At 41.2% G+C, this 21371-nt stretch carries 26 protein-coding genes; 19 read left to right on the top strand and 7 right to left on the bottom strand.

The window, feature by feature from the left end:
- Positions 1-85: 85 nt before the first annotated feature.
- Positions 86-430, bottom strand: coding sequence for a heme oxygenase (locus GPDM_RS00560; protein WP_008427867.1), 345 nt, complete (start codon positions 428-430; stop codon positions 86-88).
- An 87-nt stretch (positions 431-517) separates the two neighbouring features.
- Positions 518-1111, bottom strand: a complete 594-nt coding sequence (locus tag GPDM_RS00565) for a histidine phosphatase family protein (RefSeq protein ID WP_008427869.1) — start codon at positions 1109-1111, stop codon at positions 518-520.
- A gap of 122 nt (positions 1112-1233) precedes the next feature.
- Between GPDM_RS00565 and GPDM_RS00570 the strand changes: the two genes are divergently transcribed.
- Positions 1234-1788 carry a class I SAM-dependent methyltransferase gene (locus tag GPDM_RS00570; RefSeq protein ID WP_008427871.1) on the top strand — a complete coding sequence of 185 codons (555 nt, stop codon included), beginning with the start codon at positions 1234-1236 and terminating at the stop codon, positions 1786-1788.
- A 57-nt stretch (positions 1789-1845) separates the two neighbouring features.
- On the opposite strand, the gene GPDM_RS00575 is transcribed toward GPDM_RS00570, so the two are convergent.
- Positions 1846-3069, bottom strand: coding sequence for a dicarboxylate/amino acid:cation symporter (locus GPDM_RS00575; RefSeq protein WP_008427873.1), 1224 nt, complete (start codon positions 3067-3069; stop codon positions 1846-1848).
- Between the two features lie 152 nt (positions 3070-3221).
- Positions 3222-4073, bottom strand: coding sequence for a MurR/RpiR family transcriptional regulator (locus GPDM_RS00580; RefSeq protein WP_008427875.1), 852 nt, complete (start codon positions 4071-4073; stop codon positions 3222-3224).
- A 125-nt stretch (positions 4074-4198) separates the two neighbouring features.
- Here GPDM_RS00580 and gnd point away from each other — a divergent pair, with 125 nt between their 5' ends.
- The 12 genes from gnd (at position 4199) to GPDM_RS00635 (ending at position 13618) form a co-directional block, all read left to right on the top strand.
- Complete coding sequence (gene gnd / locus GPDM_RS00585) at positions 4199-5083, top strand: phosphogluconate dehydrogenase (NAD(+)-dependent, decarboxylating) (RefSeq protein ID WP_008427877.1); 885 nt, start codon at positions 4199-4201, stop codon at positions 5081-5083.
- A gap of 113 nt (positions 5084-5196) precedes the next feature.
- Complete coding sequence (locus GPDM_RS00590; RefSeq protein WP_008427878.1) at positions 5197-6537, top strand: GntT/GntP/DsdX family permease; 1341 nt, start codon at positions 5197-5199, stop codon at positions 6535-6537.
- 65 nt (positions 6538-6602) lie between these two features.
- Complete coding sequence (gene gntK / locus GPDM_RS00595) at positions 6603-8147, top strand: gluconokinase (RefSeq protein ID WP_008427880.1); 1545 nt, start codon at positions 6603-6605, stop codon at positions 8145-8147.
- A gap of 379 nt (positions 8148-8526) precedes the next feature.
- Positions 8527-10197, top strand: coding sequence for an FAD-binding dehydrogenase (locus GPDM_RS00605; protein WP_008427885.1), 1671 nt, complete (start codon positions 8527-8529; stop codon positions 10195-10197).
- Positions 10187-10612 carry a DUF4181 domain-containing protein gene (locus GPDM_RS00610; protein WP_008427887.1) on the top strand — a complete coding sequence of 142 codons (426 nt, stop codon included), beginning with the start codon at positions 10187-10189 and terminating at the stop codon, positions 10610-10612. Before GPDM_RS00605 ends, GPDM_RS00610 begins: the two co-directional genes overlap by 11 nt.
- 273 nt (positions 10613-10885) lie before the next feature.
- Entirely contained in the window at positions 10886-11062 is a 177-nt protein-coding gene (locus tag GPDM_RS16785; protein WP_008427889.1) for a hypothetical protein, read from the top strand.
- 41 nt (positions 11063-11103) lie between these two features.
- A complete protein-coding gene (locus tag GPDM_RS16790; protein WP_237704112.1) occupies positions 11104-11352 on the top strand; it encodes a DUF4181 domain-containing protein in 249 nt (82 codons plus the stop codon).
- A gap of 22 nt (positions 11353-11374) precedes the next feature.
- Positions 11375-11539 (top strand): hypothetical protein, encoded by a 165-nt coding sequence (locus GPDM_RS16665; protein ID WP_008427891.1) that lies wholly within the window; start codon positions 11375-11377, stop codon positions 11537-11539.
- Positions 11532-11936: a GNAT family N-acetyltransferase gene (locus GPDM_RS00620; RefSeq protein ID WP_008427893.1), complete on the top strand. Its 405-nt coding sequence runs from the start codon at positions 11532-11534 to the stop codon at positions 11934-11936. Before GPDM_RS16665 ends, GPDM_RS00620 begins: the two co-directional genes overlap by 8 nt.
- A 42-nt stretch (positions 11937-11978) precedes the next feature.
- Positions 11979-12518, top strand: coding sequence for a GNAT family N-acetyltransferase (locus GPDM_RS00625; protein ID WP_008427894.1), 540 nt, complete (start codon positions 11979-11981; stop codon positions 12516-12518).
- 34 nt (positions 12519-12552) lie between these two features.
- Positions 12553-13110: a GNAT family N-acetyltransferase gene (locus GPDM_RS00630; RefSeq protein ID WP_008427896.1), complete on the top strand. Its 558-nt coding sequence runs from the start codon at positions 12553-12555 to the stop codon at positions 13108-13110.
- Entirely contained in the window at positions 13067-13618 is a 552-nt protein-coding gene (locus tag GPDM_RS00635) for a GNAT family N-acetyltransferase (RefSeq protein ID WP_008427898.1), read from the top strand. Before GPDM_RS00630 ends, GPDM_RS00635 begins: the two co-directional genes overlap by 44 nt.
- Here the strand turns inward: GPDM_RS00635 and GPDM_RS00640 are convergent.
- Entirely contained in the window at positions 13610-14377 is a 768-nt protein-coding gene (locus GPDM_RS00640; protein ID WP_008427900.1) for a nucleotidyltransferase domain-containing protein, read from the bottom strand. The two genes, GPDM_RS00635 and GPDM_RS00640, sit on opposite strands and share 9 nt — an antisense overlap.
- An 81-nt stretch (positions 14378-14458) precedes the next feature.
- On the opposite strand from GPDM_RS00640, the gene GPDM_RS00645 reads away from it, so the two are divergent.
- From GPDM_RS00645 to GPDM_RS00665, 5 genes are all read left to right on the top strand, one after another.
- Complete coding sequence (locus GPDM_RS00645) at positions 14459-15145, top strand: Type 1 glutamine amidotransferase-like domain-containing protein (RefSeq protein WP_008427901.1); 687 nt, start codon at positions 14459-14461, stop codon at positions 15143-15145.
- Between the two features lie 265 nt (positions 15146-15410).
- Entirely contained in the window at positions 15411-16247 is an 837-nt protein-coding gene (panB, locus tag GPDM_RS00650; RefSeq protein WP_008427904.1) for a 3-methyl-2-oxobutanoate hydroxymethyltransferase, read from the top strand.
- A 149-nt stretch (positions 16248-16396) separates the two neighbouring features.
- Positions 16397-17296 carry a DUF5996 family protein gene (locus tag GPDM_RS00655; RefSeq protein ID WP_008427906.1) on the top strand — a complete coding sequence of 300 codons (900 nt, stop codon included), beginning with the start codon at positions 16397-16399 and terminating at the stop codon, positions 17294-17296.
- A gap of 15 nt (positions 17297-17311) precedes the next feature.
- Complete coding sequence (locus GPDM_RS00660) at positions 17312-17590, top strand: GNAT family N-acetyltransferase (RefSeq protein ID WP_008427907.1); 279 nt, start codon at positions 17312-17314, stop codon at positions 17588-17590.
- A gap of 145 nt (positions 17591-17735) precedes the next feature.
- Positions 17736-18341 (top strand): flavin reductase family protein, encoded by a 606-nt coding sequence (locus GPDM_RS00665; RefSeq protein ID WP_008427909.1) that lies wholly within the window; start codon positions 17736-17738, stop codon positions 18339-18341.
- A gap of 42 nt (positions 18342-18383) precedes the next feature.
- Here the strand turns inward: GPDM_RS00665 and GPDM_RS00670 are convergent, their stop codons facing one another.
- Positions 18384-19715 carry a murein hydrolase activator EnvC family protein gene (locus GPDM_RS00670; protein WP_008427910.1) on the bottom strand — a complete coding sequence of 444 codons (1332 nt, stop codon included), beginning with the start codon at positions 19713-19715 and terminating at the stop codon, positions 18384-18386.
- A gap of 383 nt (positions 19716-20098) precedes the next feature.
- Entirely contained in the window at positions 20099-20563 is a 465-nt protein-coding gene (locus GPDM_RS00675) for a universal stress protein (protein ID WP_008427911.1), read from the bottom strand.
- Between the two features lie 173 nt (positions 20564-20736).
- Here GPDM_RS00675 and GPDM_RS00680 point away from each other — a divergent pair, with 173 nt between their 5' ends.
- The gene (locus tag GPDM_RS00680) at positions 20737-21294 is read left to right on the top strand and encodes a methyltransferase family protein (RefSeq protein WP_008427912.1); all 558 of its coding nucleotides are present in this window, start codon (positions 20737-20739) and stop codon (positions 21292-21294) included.
- The last annotated feature ends 77 nt before the right edge of the window (positions 21295-21371 follow it).

The following is a 21371-nucleotide window of genomic DNA, read 5'->3' on the forward strand; positions in this document are numbered from 1 at the left end:
GCTCCTTGTTAAGAGATAATAATCAGATGGTACGAAAAATCAAAAATAAACAGACAGCCCAAACTAGGCCATCTGCTTATTTCACTTAGTTTGAAGTTGTGGCTTCAACCAGGCCGACAACTTTTGTAATGACGAGCTCGCTGCCGAGCATCGGTGATTCTTTTTTTGGTTCATTGCTGTCGCCACTAGGTTCAGGGCGTTTGTGAGCTTGTTTAAACGCATCACTTGTTTTCCATGCTTCAAAATTTTCGAGCGTTTCCCAATACATATTAACGTTTAGCTCATCGTATTCAGCCAAATTTTGCGTGATCGCGACTTCGACTTTGATAAAGCCTTCCATTTGTTGCAGCGGGCCTGGACGTGAAAAGTTAGGAGCCATTTTTTCTGCAAATCCAGGTTTCATTTTAATGCGGTTCGATACGATATACATGAAAGAGCTCTCCTTTTTGTTTGTATTTAAAGTACTAACTATTGCTTACTTTATCACATTCATCGAACGAACTAGTTGCGCCAACGATCAAAAACTTTTACTATTTTCCAAATGCACCGTGCAATTATATAATGAACAGTCCCATTTGTTTTCAGCGTTCGTCAAAATCGTAATGGATGTATTATCTAAAGACTTTTTTGTGAATTTTTCAGGCAATAGTTTTTTTAACGTCAAACCAATCAATCCCCCGTGACTCACAAGCAACGCACGTTGTCCTTTGAAATTGACTAACACATCTTCAACAGAAGAAATGCCTCTTTCTGCTGCATCGTCCAAATCTTCCATGTCTAAGTCGAGAGTTCGCCAATCGGTTCCCCATTTTTCAATGCGTTCTTGCTCAGTCGTGCCTTCGATTTTACCCCCGCTTCTCTCGCGAAGTCGTACATCAAAATGACTTACTGGTAAATTGAGTTTCTTGCCAATAATTTCAGCTGTTTCTTTTGCTCGAGCCAAGTCGCTTGAGATGATTAAGTCCCATTCGTCTTCTTGAGCTAAGCGTTCTGCGAGTGCTTCTGCCTGCTGTTGTCCTATATCATTAAGTGAAACGTCCGCAGACCCTTGCGCGATGCCTTGTATATTCCAATCCGTGATGCCGTGTCGTACAAATCCGATTGTGGTCATGAAAGCCATCTCCTTTGCTATACTTCTTTAAAGGATAACGGAAACCGAAAGAGCAGACAAATGTTAACAAAAGCTAAAGCGAATTACGCTTAGTTACCAATTTTAAGTAGGGAGGATAACTAATGAAAAAAGTAGCTTACGATAGTTATTATGAAGAAGAAAACTATTTTGGAAATCCCTATCCAGGTCTTGTAGCATTTTTTACAAATATCGAAATAAGAGGAACGGTTTTGGATTTAGGCTGTGGGCAAGGTCGGGATGCCTTACCATTAGGCAATCTAGGTTATAAAGTAATCGGCGTCGATCACTCGAGTGTTGGTATTGAACAACTAAATCAACAAGCAAAACTTCAAAAGTTACCGGTAGAAGGACGTGTTGGAAATGTTTGCGATTATCCGATTTCAGCAGAAATTGATATTGTGTTACTAGATTCCATGCTGCATTTTTATAAAAATGACTTGGCTAAAGAAACGCAGTTTGTGGAGAAAATACTAACAGAGTTAAAGGGTGGGGGCATCTTTGTAAACTGTCTCCTTAAGGGGCAACAACGCGAAGATACATTAAAACATATCATTGAAAAGTCACCATTTGAATGGGACATTTTGCTAGATGATTATACTGAATACAAAGAAGCGAATGCTGAGTTTCATTTGTTTGCGATTAAAAAAAGAAGTTAAAGTCACAATTAAAACCCCTTAAGACGAGCAATTGCTCATTTTAAGGGGTTTTAATTGTTAAGCTGTTTGTCGTTTCTTTTCGTTTTTATCAATGAGGGTAGTGCCGACTAAGTCTCCTGTAACGTTAAGCCCTGTGGCACCCATGCCGACTAATGCATCAATAGCAGTCAGCAATGCGACCGCTTCGATCGGTAAGCCTAATTGAACAAATACCGTTGCAATCATCACAATACCAGCACCCGGTACACCTGCAGTGCCCACTGATGCAAGTGTTCCGATAAGAACAACCATCAGCATTTCAGAAATACTTAACGGGTCTCCAACGAGATTGGCTGCGAAAACCGCTGAAACGGCAATCCGAATGGCTGCGCCGTCCATATTGATCGTGGCACCGAGCGGCAAACTAAAACCATATAAACTTTTGGATAGCCCTAAATTCTTCGCAGCATTCAAGGTTAATGGCAATGTACCCGAGCTACTTTGAGTGACAAATGCCGTTAACATTGGCGTACGAGCTTGTTTGAAGAAATCCAATGGGTTTATTTTGAATACCAATAGGAGCACTACATACAACACAATTTGCACAATCAGTGCGACGTATAATACTAAGACCATCTCACCTAATGAAAAGAGGGTATCTAAGCCTTGATTTCCTACTGTTTTTGCCATAATCGCAAAAATACCAATTGGCACATATTGAAGAACGGCTTTTAAGACGAGCAAAGTCATTTCATTTAGCGCATTTACGGTTTTATATAAATGCTCGCCCAAACTTGCCAGTTCAGCGGAATTACGCATGTAAGACAAGGCGATACCGAAGGCAAAAGCGATAAAAATAATGCCGAGTAAATTGAGTTCAGTAAACGCTGTAAAAATATTAGAAGGGACAATGTTCAACAGCACACTGATGATGCCTGGGTTTTCCGGTACATCAAAAGTTTCGTTGCCTTGCAATTGCATCCCCATACCGGGTTTTAATAAGCTAGCTACTGTAAGCCCCACAATAATCGCAAACGCAGAACTCAACGTGTAATAGATAAACACTTTTCCACCCATTCGTCCCAGATCGCCAATAGATGATTGATTAATTCCGACCATCATGGTGAATAAGATTAAAGGAACGATTAAGAAGGTTAATAATTTCAGCAATAAGTCGCCTAGAGGTGCCAAAACAGCTGCTTGCTCTCCGAATATTAACCCAACGGCAACGCCGAGTATAAGTGCAATCGTAATTTTTAAAATCAATGAAGCATTTAAATACTTCGCCCAGATGGTTTTCATAACGTACCTCTCATTTCTACAAAAGTTAAATCCCTATAAAGTCTATCGGAATTCATCTTATTAATTTATATCAAGGGGGTAGGAGTGTCAATGCATCTGCTTGTTTATATAAAAAAACCCGTTCCTGAAGAGAAAGGAACGGGTTATTAGTGTTATAGACGTCTGTGCGACATTGCTTCGCGCATATCTTGGAGTGCTTTTTTTCCATCATCGCCACGAAGAATCATTAAATTGGTATAAAGAGCGTCGATTAAACTCAATTGAGCAATTCGTGAAGAAAGAGCTTCTGAACGGAAGTCTGTTTCTTCGGAAACGGTATAAAGAGCAATATCCGCTTCTTTAGACAACGGCGATTTAGCGAAATTAGTCACAGAGATAATGGTTACACCTTTTTCTTTCAATACACGGAGCACATCGAGTACATCAGTTGTTGAACCTGAATGGGAAATGACAATTGCCACATCATCGGATTGAAGCTGAGAAGCGGCCATAAGTTGCATGTGGGAGTCTAAATTCATTGAAACGTGAAGACCTAAACGAACAAACTTATGGTATCCATCCATCGCGACCATCGCCGATCCGCCATTGCCGTAAAAATCGATTTTTCGAGCGTTCATTAATTTTTGAATCGCTTGTTCCATCGCTTCATCATCGACAATTTGCAAAGTATCTTCCAAAGTTTTGATGTTGGAGCGGAAAACTTTTTCCGTAACCGCATTAATGCTGTCGCCTTCTTCGATTTTTTCATGAATGTCTTTTAAAGGGGCGACAACTTCGGCAGCAAGTGAAATTTTAAAAGCTTGGAATCCTTTAAAGCCAATGCGTTGGCAAAAGCGAAAAACAGTAGATTCGGCAAGTCCTAATTCATCCGCAATTTGATTGATCGTCAAATGAATAATATTCTTTGGGTCATTTAATACATAATCGGCAATCTTTTTTTCTTTTTCACTAAAATGGCGGTAACTACCGCGTATGGCAGCCAGCGCAAATTGCTGTTGTTTCATGATCCGCGCCTCATTTCTTTAAATAATATCTGTCTATTATAGAATAACATGTTGCGTACGGAAAAATATTTGATACAATGAATTCAATAAAGAAAAATATTCTTTTTCAAAGAGGAGGATTTTTAATGGAAATTGGAATTATCGGTTTAGGGAAAATGGGATTAAACTTAGCACTTAATTTAATCGATCATAACCACAAAGTCGTCGGCTATGACAGTCATGCAGTAATCGAAGAGAGCAATTTTAACCAAGTTTCTTCTATTGAAGCCATGGTGAAAGAACTAAAAGCCCCGCGTACGCTTTGGTTAATGGTACCAGCTGGAGAAATTACAGAATCTGTTATTCAAGGATTGATCCCGCTACTCGAAGAAGGAGATTCAATTATTGATGGTGGAAACTCCAACTACAAAGACACTGTACGTCGTGCAGCAAACTTAAAAGAGCACGGAATATTCTTCTTTGATTGTGGAACAAGTGGCGGAACAGAAGGCGCGCGTCACGGAATTTGTTCAATGATTGGTGGCGATGCTGAGAAATTCAAAACAATCGAACCACTCTTGAAAGACATTTCTGTACAAGATGGATATTTATATACCGGTGAAGCTGGAAGCGGTCATTTCTTGAAAATGATTCATAACGGAATCGAATACGGCATGATGCAATCTATTGCAGAAGGCTTTGACATCCTTAACAAAAGTCCATTTGGGTATGACTTTGAAAAAGTGGCTGACGTTTGGAATAACGGCTCTATTATCAGTTCGTACTTAATGGAGATGACCAAAAATGCATTTTCAAAAGACGCTAAACTAGAAGGCATCAAAGGGGTGATGAACTCTTCTGGAGAAGGCAAGTGGACAGTAGAAACAGCGCTAGATTTGAACGTTCCGGCGCCGGTCATTACCTTGTCGCTGATGATGCGCTATCGTTCGTTAGAAGAAGACACATTCGCAGGAAAAGTCGTCGCAGCTCAGCGCAACGAATTTGGCGGTCATGCAGTAGAGAAAAAGTAAGTGAATTTAGTTTGAAAATATGAAGAAGTCGCAACCAGTGTTGCTGGTTGCGACATATCCAAATGAAACAAGATCAACTATAAATGTATTGCACACAACAAGGGGGAAAAAATATGTCAGGTTCAATGTTGATTATGGTAGCGCTTGCAGGTATATTTTTATTGTTATTCTTAGTTATTCGCACGAAGTTACATGCTTTTGTGGCCTTATTATTGGTTAGTTTACTTGTCGGGATTGCTGCGGGTATGCCGTTGAATGAAGTAATCGCATCTATTCAAAGTGGGATGGGCGGCACACTTGGATTTGTCGCAGTAGTAGTTGGACTTGGTGCGATGTTTGGAAAAATGCTTGAAGTATCTGGTGGTGCAGAACGTTTAGCCGCTACGATGATTGCTAAATTTGGGGAAGATAAAGCACAATGGGCGTTAGGGGTTACTGGATTTATTGTAGCGATTCCTGTATTTTTTGATGTTGGTTTCATTATTTTAGTGCCGATTGTGTACGGATTGGCTAGAAAAACAGGTAAGTCACTTTTACATTACGGGATTCCACTATTAGCGGGTCTTGCAGTTACGCATAGTTTCATTCCACCAACGCCTGGACCAATTGCGGTTGCAGAGTTGGTTGGCGCAGAACTTGGCTGGGTTATTTTATTCGGTGTTCTTGCCGGTATTCCCGCAATGATTTTAGCTGGACCTGTATTTGGACGTTTTATCGGCAAAAAGCTACATATTGAAATTCCAGATTATATGGAACTTGAAAAGAAAGAATACGATAAAGACCTACCAAGCTTTGGCATGATTACGTCGTTGATTTTGATTCCACTTGTGCTGATCTTATTGAATACCTTATCAGGTGTGTTGCTAGAAGAAGGCAACACATTACGTGAAATCTTAACTTTCCTTGGTCACCCGTTCGTCGCGTTGACAATTGCAACATTGCTGACGTTTTATTTGTTGGGGACTAAGCGTGGGTATTCGCGCCAAGAAGTACAAGATATTGCGACGAAAGCGCTTGAACCTGCAGGAATTATCATTCTAGTAACAGGTGCGGGTGGTGTTTTCAAGCAAGTATTAATTGACTCAGGTGTTGGTGCAGTACTTGGTGATATGATGGGTGATTCGGCGTTACCACCAATCGTCTTGGCGTTCTTAATTGCTTCTGCGGTACGTGTAGCACAAGGCTCTGCAACTGTTGCGATGGTAACAGCTGCTGGTTTGATCACGCCACTTCTTGAAATGGTGGGCATGACAGGTCCTGCTCTTGGGTTGATCGTAATCGCGATTGCTTCGGGTGCGACCGTCTTATCACACGTTAACGACTCAGGCTTCTGGTTAGTTAACCGTTATTTTGGTATGGATGTTAAAGATACATTAAAGTCATGGACGGTTATGGAAACCATTATCGGGTTAACCGGTTTCGTGGTAGTGTTGATCATAAGCTTTTTTATCTAATGAAACAGGAAAGGAAAAAGGAGCTACTGCCTTTTTCTTTTTCTTGTATATAGAGGAGGATTTTTATGCCTGAGCAGTCGTATTATTTAGGCGTCGATATTGGGACGACGTCTACAAAAGCAGTGTTGTTTGACCGAGCGGGGAAAGTAATCGCAGGGGACACCGTCTTTTACGCATTAGATACACCAAATCCGTTAATAGCTGAACAAGATCCAGAAGAAATTTTTCGCGCAGTGTTAACTTCGGTACGAAAAACAATTCGTAAAAGCGAAATAGATACAAAGCAGCTGAAGTTGGTATCGTTTAGCTCAGCGATGCATAGCCTTATTGCCGTAGACGCAGCGGGAGGCTTATTGACGCAAAGCATCACATGGGCGGATACGAGAAGTGCAAAGCATGCCAAGTACATTAAAGAACGACTGAACGGGCACGAAATTTATTTGCGTACCGGCACACCGATTCATGCCATGTCGCCACTCGCAAAATTACTTTGGCTAAAAGATGAAAAGCCGGAAGTTTGTGAGCACGCGGCGAAATTTATTGGCATAAAAGAATTTGTCTTTCATGAACTATTTGGAACGTACGTTGTGGATCATTCCATTGCTTCAGCAACAGGACTTTTCAATTTAGAGCAATTAGATTGGGACAAAGAAGCGTTGGCAGTGGCGGGCATTACGCCAGAACAATTATCTCATCCGGTTCCGACAACGCATCAACTAACCGGATTGGTTACAGAGCATGCTGTGTTTATGGGCCTTCCTGAAAATGTGCCGTTTATTATCGGGGCGAGTGATGGGGTGTTAGCTAATCTAGGAGTCGATGCCATCGAACCGGGTGTTTTGGCAGTTACAATCGGCACAAGCGGCGCCATTCGAACAGTAACGACTGAGCCAAAGACAGATCCAAAAGGACGCACATTTTGCTATGCGTTGACTGAAAATCATTGGGTAGTTGGTGGACCTGTTAATAACGGCGGAATTATTTTACGCTGGCTGCGCGATGAATTTGCATCGTCTGAAGTGGAAACCGCGAAACGACTAGGAATTGATCCATACGACGTTCTGACGAAAATCGCTGACACGGTGAATCCCGGAGCAGACGGCTTATTGTTCCATCCGTATTTAACGGGAGAACGTGCACCGCTTTGGGACGCCAATGCACGCGGATCATTTTTCGGCTTAAGCATTCACCATAAAAAGCAGCATATGATTCGATCAGTGCTAGAAGGCATTGTTTTTAATTTGTATACGGTGCTGCTAGCAGTTGAAGAATTGACCGGCGAACCGGTACGCATTCAAGCGTCAGGTGGTTTTGCACGATCGGATATGTGGCGCCAATTGCTGGCCGATGTTTTTGACAAACCAGTCGTTATTCCAGAAAGCTTTGAAAGTTCATGCCTCGGCGCTGTGGTGCTAGGGATGTACGCAATTGGCGAAATTGACGATTTTAGCATCGTCTCTGAAATGATTGGCCAAACGCATACGCATGAGCCGGAAAAAGAAGCGGCGGGCATATACCGAGAGCTTTTACCGATTTATATCCGGTTATCGCGTCTTTTAACAGCGGAGTACGAAAGCATTTCTGATTTCCAACGAAAACATTTAGAGTAGTAGCAACATCCTGGACCAGTTTCGCTGGTTTGGGGTGTTTTTTTATGGGGCTGATGGGAGCTTGTGCGCGGTGATTGAGAAATACGCGCGGTGGAGTCGGGATATGCTCGGTGGAGAGAGAATATGCACGGGCGCAGAAAGATATGCGCGGTGGAGAGGAAATATGCGCGGGCGCAGGGAGATACGCGCGGTGGAGAGAAAATACACGCGGACGGCAAGGCGATACGCGCGGTAAACCCAAAATACGCACGTTCCAGCAAGTTTCTTTGCGCAATAGACAAAACTATCAGAAAACAACAGGAAATATCTATAATCTTCCAATCGCTCGTGATACGATAAAACCAGTAAAGAAATCAGTAACATCAAAGGGGATGTAGATATGGAACTTGATGCGATTGTGGTAGGAGCGGGACTTGCGGGGTTAGTGGCGGCTGCGGAAATCGCAGACGCTGGCAAAAAAGTCTTGTTGCTAGATCAAGAGCCGGCAGCTTCTTTAGGCGGACAGGCGTGGTGGTCGTTTGGTGGACTATTTTTAGTCGATTCGCCTGAACAGCGACGGATGGGCATTAAGGATTCAAAAGCATTGGCTTGGCAAGATTGGCTTGGAGCAGCTGGATTTGATCGGGAGCAAGACGAAGATTATTGGGGCAAAAAATGGGCCCAAGCATACGTTGATTTTGCGACACATGAAAAACGAAGCTGGCTTGCAGCAATGGGCGTTAAGTTTTTCCCGGTCGTTGGATGGGCAGAACGTGGTGGCTACTTGGCGGAAGGTCATGGCAATTCTGTGCCACGCTTTCACATTGTATGGGGAACCGGTCCAGGAATTTTGGCTCCTTTTGAGCGACGCGTTCGCGAACATATCAAAAACGGGCGGATCGAATATCAGCCACGGCACCGAGTAGACGAATTGATTACAAAAGAAGGTCGTGTGATTGGTGTGACAGGTTCTTTACTAGAAGCGAGTGATGCAAAGCGTGGAGAGGCTAGTTCGCGCACCGTCGTCAGCAACTTTCGCTGCGAAGCAAAAGCAGTCATTGTCACAAGTGGCGGGATAGGTGCCAATCACGAATTAATTCGAAAAAATTGGCCAAGTCGTTTAGGAACAGCACCCGAAAGCATGCTGACAGGCGTTCCGGCGCATGTGGATGGTCGAATGCTTGCGATTACTGAAAAAGCAGGAGGGCGAATCGTCAACCGTGACCGGATGTGGCATTACACGGAAGGCATTAAAAATTGGAATCCGATTTGGAACAAACATGGCATTCGAATTTTACCAGGACCTTCGTCAATGTGGTTTGATGCGAAAGGGGAACGTTTTCCTGCACCCAATTTTCCGGGATTTGATACGCTTGGCACACTTGAAACCATCCAAAAAACGGGGTATAGCTATTCGTGGTTTATTTTGACGCAGAAAATTATTGAAAAAGAATTTGCGCTGTCGGGATCTGAACAAAACCCGGACTTAACCGGCAAAAGCATTCCACAAGTTTTGTCTCGAGTTCGTGCAGGGGCAACCGCTCCAGTCCAAGCTTTTATGGACAAAGGCGAAGATTTTATTGTCGCGGATACACTCGAAGAGTTAATTGCTGGCATGAACAAATTAACTGGAGAAAATTTGTTGGACGTTTCGCGAATCAAACAACAAATTAGAGCGCGTGACGACCAACTTGATAATGAATTCTCAAAAGATCTGCAAATCACAGCGGTGCGTGGTGCTCGAAATTACCGAGGAGATCGGCTAATTCGCGTGGCGACACCGCATAAATTACTCGACCGCAAAAAAGGTCCGCTTATTGCAGTGCGTTTAAATATCTTAAGTCGCAAAACTTTAGGTGGTTTACAAACAGATTTATCCGCGCGGGTACTCGATGATGCAGGTCAACCTGTACCTGGCTTATACGCAGCTGGGGAAGTCGCTGGCTTTGGTGGCGGTGGCGTTCATGGCTACCGTTCATTAGAAGGAACATTTCTGGGTGGCTGCTTGTTTTCTGGAAGAGTAGCGGGAAGAGCGGTGGCTGGTAAAGGAGGTTCAGCAAGTGCTCTTTGATGGAATAGCGTATCAAATTTTTCTGTTTGCACTTGGTTGTGGCTCGAGTATTTATTTAATGAATTTATTTCTGAGAAAAATTTTAGGGGTTGAGAAAAAGAAAGCTAAGCCAATAAACGATCTTCATAAAAAGTGGGGAAACAGATTAAGTATAGGGTCGGCAATTCTTATTTTTTGCATGTCGATGGCAGTAATTAAGTACGGACCTACAGCTAGCCTAATCGTATTCGGACTAACTGTTGTGATGGGGGTTGCGCAAGTTTTGCTGCGAGCAGGATTTGAAAAGAAGCATGCAGAAAACTCGAATGATTATTTGTTCACCATTTTAGAATCAGTAACGACCGTTATGATTTTGTTGATCTTTGGCTTTAGTTTATTTCCAGACTTTATTACGTTCGTCCTCAATATATATTGAAAATATGCAAAACGCGCAAAACTAGGAGGCTGGTTTTGCGTGTTTTTTTTTGTTCGGGAAGTTTATGCGCGGTAACGGGGAGAATACGCGCGGTGCAGAGAAAATATGCGCGATCTGCAAGGCGATACGCGCGCTAGAAAGAAAATACGCGCGTTCCATAGACTTTGTTTGCATAATAAATAAAACTGTCAGAAAATATCTATAATTTTCCAAACTGTCATGATACGATAAAAGAAATTACAAAGTCATTCATGATCAAAGGGGATGATGCAGATGGATCTCGACGTGATGAGGGTGAGAGACAGTCTTCCTATACTAGTTGGAGATGGAGTTTCAGAAAGTGAAATGGCATTCCGTTTTATTCTTTTTATCGGTGGCAGCATTTTGAGTATCTTTTTAGTGGATATGTTACTTAGAAAAATTCTAGGAGTCGAAAAAAGAAATCTGTAAAAGATAGGCACTTCAACGATTTACACAAAAAATGGGACGGAATCGTAAGCACAGGCTCAGGAATTAGTTTGTTAATCTTAACGCTCATTATTATTGGGTTAGATTCTTCTATCAATATGTATTTTTTTCTACTAATTGCAATCATCACAATGATCCCGATATTGGTTCAGATAGGGTTCGAGAAAAAGTATGCAAAAAATCCAAATGAATACTTGCTCACGATACTAGGGATGGCAATAACTGTTGTGATCATGGGAACATTGCTTTTTATTTTGTCACCAAGATTTTAACTGAAATTAAGGAGGTAACAACATGGGCGATATTATTGGAACACTTTTTATCTTTATCCCTATTTTGATTGTGGCATTTGCATTCAGCTGGATTCGTCAAATCCGTTTAAATTCAGAAAAGCAGATTGAACAAAATAATGAAATCATTGCATTATTAAAAGAAAGTAGAGGGAATACGAGTGACTAACCAAGAAGCGGTATTGATCCGTCCTTACCAGGATGAAGATTTTCCAACAATTAACGAATTGAACAAACAACAAGGCTGGACCAATCTTGTAGAAAAGCAGCAAGAGACAAAACAGGCTTGGGGCAACTCTACAGTAGCAGTAGTTGCCGTAAGGGATGGACAAGTAATCGGCTGCTTAAGAGGCTTAACCGATGGATTTATTACTTTATACGTGTGCGAATTATTGGTGGATCAAGCACATCGGAAATTAGGGGTAGGGAAAAAGTTAATGCGTCATATTCACAATCAATACCCGAAAACACGCATAGAATTGTTGGCTAGCAGTACGTCACGCAGTTTTTACGAAACACAAAACTACCGTCCTTTTTATGGTTTTCGCAAAACGATAGAAGTATAAATGTGTTTCACGTGAAACGTTTTAAGTAGAGGGGGATCTTCAATGAAAGGTGAACAAGTGTATATTCGTTTTTTTCAACGTGGAGATGCCGAACAAAAACTAAAGCTAGAAGTTGAAAATCGAGATTTTTTTGAAGAGTACTCTGTAACGCGTTATTCGGATTTTTATACGCTTGCTATGCAACGGGAATTAATCGAAATCTATACCGAGCAACAAGAAGATGATCAATCGTATAGCTTTGGAATTTTTGAAAACAACACGGATGTACTGGTTGGCACAATTAGCTTAGTACAAGTGATGAGAGGACCTTTGCAAAGTGCGATTCTTGGATATGCACTGGATAAAAAACATAACGGCAAAGGTTATATGACAGAAGCGATAAAGTTAGTTGTGGCATACGCTTTTAAAAAGTTGGCGCTCCATCGTATTGAAGCAGGTGTTATGCCTGGCCATATGGCTTCTATCCGAGTATTAGAAAAAGCTGGATTTCATCAAGAAGGCATCGCCATTAAAAACGTTGAAATCAATGGGAAATGGCAAGATCACCAAATAATGGCTATCATCAATCCGCGAGATGATTAAAGTGTAGAAAAGCCGCAAAGAAAGGGTTGGTTGCATGCGTCTTCAGTCTGACAGACTCCAATTCCGAGTATATACAGACGAAGATTTTGATTTCCTATGGTCACTATTAGCTGACCCGGAAATAGTTCGCTATATTGGCAAAGGCGAAACGAGAGATAGAAGTAAAGCGCTCGAGTTTCTTTATTGGATTTATCGCTCTTACAAGGAAACCCCAGGAAGAGGACTTTTATTACTAATTCGAAAAGAAGATGGTAAAAAAATTGGCCATGCTGGGCTTGTCACTCAAACCATTGAAGGTGTAGAAGAATTAGAAATTGGCTACTGGGTGGCTAAAGAATATTGGGGACAAGGCTACGCCAAAGAAGCAGCGGCAGCTCTACGACGTTACGGACTACAGCAACTCGGAAAAAAACGGTTTATTTCCTTGATTCAAAAAAATAATACGGCTTCACAAAAAGTAGCAGAACATATTGGGATGACCATAGAAAAAGAGATTTCCCTATATGGAAAAAATGTTTATATTTACGCAGTAGAAGAGGAGAAGAGCGATGGAATTTCCGGTGTTGGAAACAGAAAGATTGATATTAAATAAAATCGAAGAAAAAGATGCAGCACAATTTTTCGACATCATGTCCCGTGATGAAGTAACTGTTTATTACGGAATGGATAGTTTGACTTACCAAGAAGAAGCAGTTGAAATTATTCGTTCGTTCGATGCAGTTTGGAACGCAAAACGAGGGATACGCTGGGCGATTCGCTTGAAAGAAAAGGATGAATTTATTGGAACGATTGGGTTAAACAACTTGAATGTAAAAGCAAAAAAAGCGGAAGTTGGATACGAACTGCACCCCGACTTTTGGCATCAATACTACACGCAAGAAGCGAATCGCGCCGTATTAACTTACGCTTTTTCTGAACTAGGTTTATATCGCATGGGAGCAGTCACTTTCCCAGAAAATATTTCGTCGAACCGACTACTGGAAAAGCTCGGATTTACATTAGAAGGTCGCCTCCGTGGCTATTTGCATCAGCGAAATCAGTCCCACGATGCTTACGTTTTTTCTTTACTGAAACCAGAATGGCAGAAAAATCTAATGTGAATCGTTAATCATCGCAGTCAGTAGCGGCATCATCGTTTTGCGCTCTGCAACGTGGTTGTCGATCCACTTTGCTTCTTCAGCAATCAGTTGACGGAGTCGAGATGCAGCTTGTGCATGATTTTTTGGAGTCATCAAGTTGGAACTAGACTCGATTTCTGAAAAAACCATGTCTGGTAGTGAGTGACTGATAGTTTTTAATCCTAATTGAGCACGATGAGGCGCATATCGGTACAGTAAAACCCGTGCCAAATGCTCAAGTACATGAGATAACATTTTCGCGGCCCATACGTCATTTCCTCTGCCGCTCGCTTTGCGGTATTGAAATAAAAACCAAGCAACGTCAATAACATGGTCTGTATATTCTTCTTTACTCAGCTCAAGGTTTTGCGATGCGACAAATTGATCGAGTAAATTTTCAGGGTCGTAAACCACTTTGAAAAAATCCTTTGTAGAAAACGATTCAATTGTTACCGTAAACAAATCGATATGCAACAAATTATCAAAAACCACAATCAGTTGAGGCGCAATAATGAAGATGTCGTCTTGAAACAACACCGGTCGATACGCTTCAAGGTGAGCAAGTCGCTCTTTCAAAAACAATTCTTCATGTTCTGAATCCACTAAGCAATAAAGGTCAATATCCGAATGTTCGTCGTGTTCATTTCTACCCATGGAGCCTTTCAGAAAAACGGCCCGCACATACGGGCTTTTTATTAAGCTCTCCGTAATTTGTTGTACGGCAATTTCTTGCGTAAGCATAAGCAATTCCTCCAATGACTGAATTTTTTTATTATAGCAGAAGAGGATAAAAGTTCCAATTCTAAAAAAGAGGTGTTTTACATGCGTCAAATTATCGCGATGGGCGGCGGTGGATTCTCCATGGAACCGGACAACCCGCTACTCGATCAATACATATTAAAACAAGCAAACAAAGCTCGACCAAAAATCTGTTTTATTCCAACAGCAAGTGGAGATGCAGATAGTTATATTGAAAAATTTTATAACTTTTTCAATCAGCAAGACTGTGAACCAAGTCATTTTTCTTTATTCAAACCACATACACGAAACTTAGAGGCGTTTGTATTACAACAAGACATTATTTATGTGGGTGGCGGCAATACTAAAAATTTATTGGTGCTTTGGAAAGAATGGGGATTGGATCAACTATTGAAAACTGCGTGGGATCAAGGAATTGTTTTAGCGGGTCTTAGCGCAGGTTCGATTTGCTGGTATGAACAAGGTGTCACCGATTCTTATGGCGACAAGCTCGAACCACTCGAAGCGCTCGGGTTTTTACCGGGCAGCCATTGTCCGCATTACGACGGCGAAGCCGAAAGAAGACCGACCTATCGTCAATTTGTGGAGCAAGGAACGCTCCAACCTGGCATTGCCGCAGATGACGGAGCAGCAGTCCATTATATCGACCAAGACATCAAAAAGGTTGTCAGCTCAAGACCAGCAGCTAAAGCGTACCGCGTATTTCAAGGTGGGGAAGAGGAATTGATGGTTGAGTATTTGGGGGAGTAAAATGTTACAATAGCTTATTTTGGCAACATCCGTATATGCCAAGACCCAAACCATGTCCCAACACACCCACATCTGCTATAGTGAAATTAAGGGCAGTATCCTTGCTGAACTGCACCCGTAAAAATTACTCAACAACTGCATAGTTCTGCCTTGATCTTAAATCGACAGGGACGGAGAAAACCTACAATAAACTTCCTGCCCGTCTGCCCAGAATTGGAAAGATGGGCTTTATTTTTGGTTTCCCTCCCAAAAGGAGAGAGAAAAAATGAAGAATACAGCTTCACTGATCAAAATGAAAACACAAAACGAAAAAATCGCCATGCTGACGGCTTATGATTACCCATCAGCTAAGCTTGCAGAAGAAGCAGGCGTGGATGTCATTTTAGTCGGCGATTCTTTAGGAATGGTCGTTCTTGGATACGATTCTACTGTAAAAGTAACTATAAATGACATGATTCATCACGGCAAAGCGGTACGTCGCGGGGCACCCGATACCTTTTTAGTTGTCGATATGCCTTTTGCTTCGTTTCATGGAAGTGACCAACGTATATTAGATAACGCCGTCCAAATTTTTCAAGAAACTGGAGCGGAAGCAGTTAAAGTGGAAGGTGCAGACAAAGTCCTAGACGCGATTAAACTCCTAACATATACCGGCATTCCGGTTGTGGCGCATTTAGGTTTGCTTCCTCAATCGGCAGGGGTTCTTGGTGGCTACAAAGTGCAAGGCAAAACAGCAGATGCTGCACAAAAGCTGATCGACGATGCCCTCGCTTGTGAAGCGGCAGGCGCATGCATGCTGGTTCTTGAATGCATCCCTTACCAATTAGCTAAGAAAGTAACGGCAGCCCTTACGATACCTGTCATTGGCATTGGTGCTGGCAGTGAAACAGATGGACAAGTACTGGTTTACCACGATACCTTAAAATACGGTTCGCATCATTTGCCGAAATTTGTTCGTTCGTATGCTGAAACAGGCGAGAGCATGAAAAATGGCTTGATTCAGTATGTGAATGAAGTAAAATCAGGCGTATTTCCTGCAGAAGAACATCGCTTCACGATGAAAGAAGAAGAACTGAAGCAATTGTATGGCGGAAAAGAATAAGCACTAAAAAGATAGTACACCCCCAAAGTTAGCAATAAAAACTAACTTTGGGGGTGTTTTGTCGTTAAGTTCCCTACTCTATGTTAGAAAAAATTTCTCGCGGGTATGTGAATTTAATAAGGAACAAAATATAGAGGGGAGGAGACACGATGAAAGCGAGTATTATTAAGCATTCAGAATGGGCAGATACGAAGTTTACGCTGCATTTAATCTCTCAGATTTTAGGGAAGATAAAACTAGTCACGGCTCATAAAGAACCTCAATGGGCACATATAACACTTCCGCTAACGCCAAACGGCTTTACTACGGGTTTGTTATTTGCAGGGGATGACCTTTTGCAACTGGATGTAGATGTCAGAAATAGTTTGATCTCGATAAATGTCAATGGAACAACCGAAGACATCCCGATTGAAACGTCAAAATCGATTAAAGATTATTTTGATGAAATATTTCACAGTTTGCACTCGCGAGGAGTCGACGTAACAATAAACCCAAAACCACAGGAAATGGCGTACAAAAAGCTATTAAATGAAGACGAGACCCCGTTAACGTTCCATCAGCAAGATGCAGTGAGGGGATTAACGCTTTTTCAATTCGTCCTAAATGAGCAGCTGAAATTTTTGGCCCCATTACGATGCCGTAAAATAAAACCGGCTCTTTTTTGGGGGACGTTTGATGTTTCAGCTATTATTGTAAATGGAATTATGGAAGAGTTTCCGGAAGATAAAGTGATTGAAAAAGCAGCATTTGACGAGCATATGATCGAGTATGGATGTTGGCTAGGCGACGAGAAAACCGATACACCTTCTTTCTTTGTATTGCCCTATCCATTTATCAACAAAGATTTAAATTATCCGAGTGTTAAGCCGGCTGAAGCATATTACGAAGCAAGTTTGAGCGAATATTTTTTAGATCTAGAAAGCGTGATGAAATCAGACAATCCAAGTGAAACAGTTCAAGCGTTTTTCCGCACGACTTTTGATGTCTTACAGGCGGAATTAGAGTGGGAAGGCTGTTCTCATTACTTTATACCGCTGAAAATGGAATAGAGGAGGAAATGGAAGATGGAAATTAAAACTGGAGAAAACAAATTTTATATTGGGAATGACTCAGGAGACCCGGATGCAGAGCTTCACTATGAACCAACCGACTCTAAGTTAATAAACATCGATCACACATATGTGAGTGAGAACTTACGAGGGCAAGGCGTAGGTGAGATGCTTGTGGAGAAAGTGGTAGATTACGCGAGACAAGAAGACATACAAATTACGGCAAGTTGTCCATTTGCCAAAAAAGAACTTTCAAATCGTCCGGAATTTGATGATGTTTTAGCTACTAAATAAGACCATTATAAGGAAAAAAGTAAGGTAGCCAAGTTTATTTGGCTACCTTAATGAGTTAATAAATAGTTGATCAATCTTTCAAAGAAGGAATGTTTGAATAACTTGAAAAATGTTAAACACTCAAATAGAAAAGAGGTTATTCTGAATGATTCCGATCAATCCTAAACAAAATAGTGAGCGAGAAAATTATAAATTATTAGTTGGTTCGATCGTTCCTCGACCTATTGCGTTTATCACAACTCAATCTGAATCAGGTGTTGTGAACGGAGCGCCATTTAGTTATTTCAACATCGTCTCTTCCAATCCGCCAATGGTATCTGTTTCTATACAACGGCCGGCCGGAAAGTTGAAAGACACTGCTCGAAATATTTATGATACTGGTGAGTTTGTAGTGCATATTGTAGATGATAAAAATGTGGCACAAATCAATGAAACCGCAGCAACTTTACCACCATCAGAAAGTGAAGTAGAAAAAGTCAATTTAACACTCGTTCCTAGTACGGAAATTTCAGTGCCTGGTGTAAAAGAATCGAAAGTGCGTATGGAATGTCGTTTAGTACAAGCCATTCCCTTAGGCGGAGATGGACCTGGGAGTGATTTGTTTATTGGAGAAGTAATTCAGTTTCATGTAGATGAAAAAATATATGAGAGTGGTCGCATTGACCCTAGAGGTTTAGGGGCAGTTAGCCGTTTAGCAGGTGCAAATTATGCGCATATAGGCGAAATTTTTTCAATCGAAAGACCAAAATAAAAAACCCCCAAATTCTCATTCGAGAATTCGAGGGTCTATCTATTATCGTACGTAAGGAGCAGGGTTGACTGCGTTTGAACGTGAGCCATTCCAAGGTCCTACGTGAATTTCAAAGTGAAGGTGTGTGCCTGTTGAACGGCCTGTGTTACCCATACCGCCGACTTGTTGGCCTTGTGATACGGATTGTCCTACTGATACATTTATTGAACTCATATGAGCGTAAACCGTAGCGTGAGTACGTCCATTAATAGAGTGTGTAAGAATAACAACATTTCCGTATCCGCCCATGTTACCAGCGTATGAAACCATACCGCTAGCTGCAGCAGAAATACGCGTACCAGGTACGTTTGCAATATCCATACCCAAGTGAGATTCTGCGCCTACGCCAATGTCACGGCCGCCGAATCCTGATGTAAAGCGTCCAGATGCAGGAAGGATGAATGTTGAACCGCCTGTAGATGGAGCAGATGATGCTACCGCTTGTACAGGTGCTTTAGAAGTAGATGCAGTTGCTTTAGCCGCTGCTGCCGCTGCTGCTTTACGTGCTGCTGCTTCTTTCGCTAAACGTTCTGCTTCAGCTTTACGAGCGATTTCTGCAAGGCGTGCTTGTTCTGACGCGATTTGTTTTTCAAGAGATGCACTAATATCAGCTGTTTCATTATGTTCCATTTCAAGAGTTGATTTTTCTTTTGCTAAACGCGCTTGTTCAGCTTTTAAATCTTCTTCAAGTTGAGCTTGTTCATTTTTCTGAGCAGCTAGGGAGTTTTTCAAGTCCACTAGTTCTGCTTTAGTAGCTTCTTGTTCTGCTAGCTTAGTTTCAACTTCAGCTTTTTGTTCAGCAAGAAGTTTTTTGTCAGCTGCTTGTTCACGCATAATTTCACGGTCTGCTTCGATTAAGATATTGACTGCTGAAAAACGGTCAATAAAATCAACAAAGCTATTTGCACCTAGTAGAACATCTATGTAGTCTACTGATCCACCACTTAATTGAATGGCACGTGCACGTTCTTTTAATAATTCTTCACGTTCTGCGATTTTTCTTTCCAATTCTTCAATAGACTTTCTCAATTCATCGATTTCAACTTTTGTTTGATCGATTTCAGCTTGAGCAACGTCAATTTTATCTTGAGTTTCAACGATTTGGCTATCTAACTCGCTAATTTTTGCGATGATTTTCTCGAGAGTGGTTTGGTTTTGCGAAATTTCGCTTGCTTTTTGTTGGATGCCAGCGTTCAATTCGCTTTGCTTTTGTTGAGCCTCTTGCTGTTGTTTTTCTAAATCGCTTAATTTATCAGCATTTGCGGTAGGCAAAACCATTGTAAAAGCTAATATAGATGATAAAGCGATTGTTAAAAATTTTGATGATCTATTCAAAACTGTTGCTCCCCTTTCATATATCCGTGACTATCTATAAGTTTTCCGTGACGATTTATAAATTATCGTGAAATTCTTTACATAAAAATGGTTTCTCCTACAACTTTTGTGACAGGTAGGAAAAATCCAGCAGAATCATTGTAACACCACATAAACCTATTTTTTATTACAGTTTCTTATCAATTTGAATGCGTAGATGACAAACTATCAGAAAATAGCATTTATGTGTTGTTTTTTGTTAAAAAAACGATTTATATTCGAATTTTCTGTAAATATATATGGTTTTATTAACCATTTGAGTGGATTTTAGAGAAACTTATGTAATAGAAATGACTTAAAGCATAGAAAAAAGCCTTTCCTAAAAATTTAGGAAAGGCTTTGAGTTATTCATCTGCTAATACATCTTCTTGTTCTCTACGAACAACAAGTACATCACATTTTGCTGTACGAACAATTCGTTCAGAGACACTGCCCATGACAAATCGTTCAGCCGCATTTAATCCGGTAGCTCCACAAATGATGACATCAATATTTAGTTTAGGTGCAAGTTCTTTCGGAATGGCGATTTTAGGGACGCCGTATTCAATAATGACATTTACATTCTCCACACCAGCAGCGATTGCTTCTTCTTTATACTTGGCTAATAATTCTTGAGACGTTTTTTTTGTACGATCTGCAATTGTGCGGTCGTAAGCTTCAATAGAGCCAAATGAACGGTTATCGATGATATGTGCAAGGTGTAAGGTTGCATTGTTTCGAGTAGCAGCAGCTAAACCTTTCTTAAAAGCGAGTTCCGATTCTTTCGAGCCGTCGACTGCTACTAAAATATTAGAATATTTTAATGTCATTTAGCATTCCTCCTTGTTTCTCTATGTAAACATTCGCCATCAGAGAATAGAGTTCCTTCTTAGTCACTTATAATCTTCTAGTTAGCGAGTTCATTTGTAAGAAGTAGAAATTGTTTTACATGAAAACCTTCTATAGTATAAAAGGAAAGAAACAGGAAGTTGAGGCTTATGTGATGACGATAATGGAATGGGTATTTACAGCAATAAGCGTATTTTGGCTTTGTGAATTTTTGATTTTTCGCAATCGCGGAGTTGGTCAGGGAGACTCGTTGGAAAAACGTACTTTTGTTGCGATTTTTGGAGTATTGATCGGCACCATTGGAGTGGCGTATTTTTTACAAGAACTCAAGCCGTTCCAAACTCTTTCGTTTATAGGGCAAGTAGTGGGTATCATCTTTCTCGCGACAGGAGTGTTTTTGCGTTTTTGGGGGATTTTGCACTTGAAATCTCAATTCACACGTTACGTCACTGTTCGAGAGGGTGACGAAATTGTCAGTACCGGACCTTATCGGAAACTACGTCATCCGCTATATACGGGTCTATTTTTAATCACGCTCGGCATGGCCCTGTTTTTTGGTAGCTTAGTTGCGACAATCATCGGAGGCATTGCAATGGTATGGGCTTTACTTCAGCGTATCAATTACGAGGAGCGTCTACTGGTTGAAAAATTCGGTGCAGATTATGAACTTTGGATGAAGAAACGTGCCCGATTAATCCCATTCGTTTATTAATAAGAACGATCCAAAAGCTTTTATTCTTCTTAACGGAAAATAAAAGCTTTTTTCATTTGTAAGCAGTTCTTTTTACA

The organism is Planococcus donghaensis MPA1U2, from assembly GCF_000189395.1.
Classification (GTDB): domain Bacteria; phylum Bacillota; class Bacilli; order Bacillales_A; family Planococcaceae; genus Planococcus; species Planococcus donghaensis_B.

Excerpts from the sequence above, each read along its gene's own strand:
- GPDM_RS00560 (WP_008427867.1), bottom strand. The coding sequence starts at position 430 with ATGTATATCGTATCGAACCGCATTAAAATGAAACCTGGATTTGCAGAA.
- GPDM_RS00565 (WP_008427869.1), bottom strand. The coding sequence starts at position 1,111 with ATGACCACAATCGGATTTGTACGACACGGCATCACGGATTGGAATATA.
- GPDM_RS00570 (WP_008427871.1), top strand. The coding sequence starts at position 1,234 with ATGAAAAAAGTAGCTTACGATAGTTATTATGAAGAAGAAAACTATTTT.
- GPDM_RS00575 (WP_008427873.1), bottom strand. The coding sequence starts at position 3,069 with ATGAAAACCATCTGGGCGAAGTATTTAAATGCTTCATTGATTTTAAAA.
- GPDM_RS00580 (WP_008427875.1), bottom strand. The coding sequence starts at position 4,073 with ATGAAACAACAGCAATTTGCGCTGGCTGCCATACGCGGTAGTTACCGC.
- gnd (WP_008427877.1), top strand. The coding sequence starts at position 4,199 with ATGGAAATTGGAATTATCGGTTTAGGGAAAATGGGATTAAACTTAGCA.
- GPDM_RS00590 (WP_008427878.1), top strand. The coding sequence starts at position 5,197 with ATGTCAGGTTCAATGTTGATTATGGTAGCGCTTGCAGGTATATTTTTA.
- gntK (WP_008427880.1), top strand. The coding sequence starts at position 6,603 with ATGCCTGAGCAGTCGTATTATTTAGGCGTCGATATTGGGACGACGTCT.
- GPDM_RS00605 (WP_008427885.1), top strand. The coding sequence starts at position 8,527 with ATGGAACTTGATGCGATTGTGGTAGGAGCGGGACTTGCGGGGTTAGTG.
- GPDM_RS16785 (WP_008427889.1), top strand. The coding sequence starts at position 10,886 with ATGGATCTCGACGTGATGAGGGTGAGAGACAGTCTTCCTATACTAGTT.
- GPDM_RS16665 (WP_008427891.1), top strand. The coding sequence starts at position 11,375 with ATGGGCGATATTATTGGAACACTTTTTATCTTTATCCCTATTTTGATT.
- GPDM_RS00625 (WP_008427894.1), top strand. The coding sequence starts at position 11,979 with ATGAAAGGTGAACAAGTGTATATTCGTTTTTTTCAACGTGGAGATGCC.
- GPDM_RS00630 (WP_008427896.1), top strand. The coding sequence starts at position 12,553 with ATGCGTCTTCAGTCTGACAGACTCCAATTCCGAGTATATACAGACGAA.
- GPDM_RS00635 (WP_008427898.1), top strand. The coding sequence starts at position 13,067 with ATGGAATTTCCGGTGTTGGAAACAGAAAGATTGATATTAAATAAAATC.
- GPDM_RS00640 (WP_008427900.1), bottom strand. The coding sequence starts at position 14,377 with ATGCTTACGCAAGAAATTGCCGTACAACAAATTACGGAGAGCTTAATA.
- GPDM_RS00645 (WP_008427901.1), top strand. The coding sequence starts at position 14,459 with ATGCGTCAAATTATCGCGATGGGCGGCGGTGGATTCTCCATGGAACCG.
- panB (WP_008427904.1), top strand. The coding sequence starts at position 15,411 with ATGAAGAATACAGCTTCACTGATCAAAATGAAAACACAAAACGAAAAA.
- GPDM_RS00655 (WP_008427906.1), top strand. The coding sequence starts at position 16,397 with ATGAAAGCGAGTATTATTAAGCATTCAGAATGGGCAGATACGAAGTTT.
- GPDM_RS00660 (WP_008427907.1), top strand. The coding sequence starts at position 17,312 with ATGGAAATTAAAACTGGAGAAAACAAATTTTATATTGGGAATGACTCA.
- GPDM_RS00665 (WP_008427909.1), top strand. The coding sequence starts at position 17,736 with ATGATTCCGATCAATCCTAAACAAAATAGTGAGCGAGAAAATTATAAA.
- GPDM_RS00675 (WP_008427911.1), bottom strand. The coding sequence starts at position 20,563 with ATGACATTAAAATATTCTAATATTTTAGTAGCAGTCGACGGCTCGAAA.
- GPDM_RS00680 (WP_008427912.1), top strand. The coding sequence starts at position 20,737 with ATGACGATAATGGAATGGGTATTTACAGCAATAAGCGTATTTTGGCTT.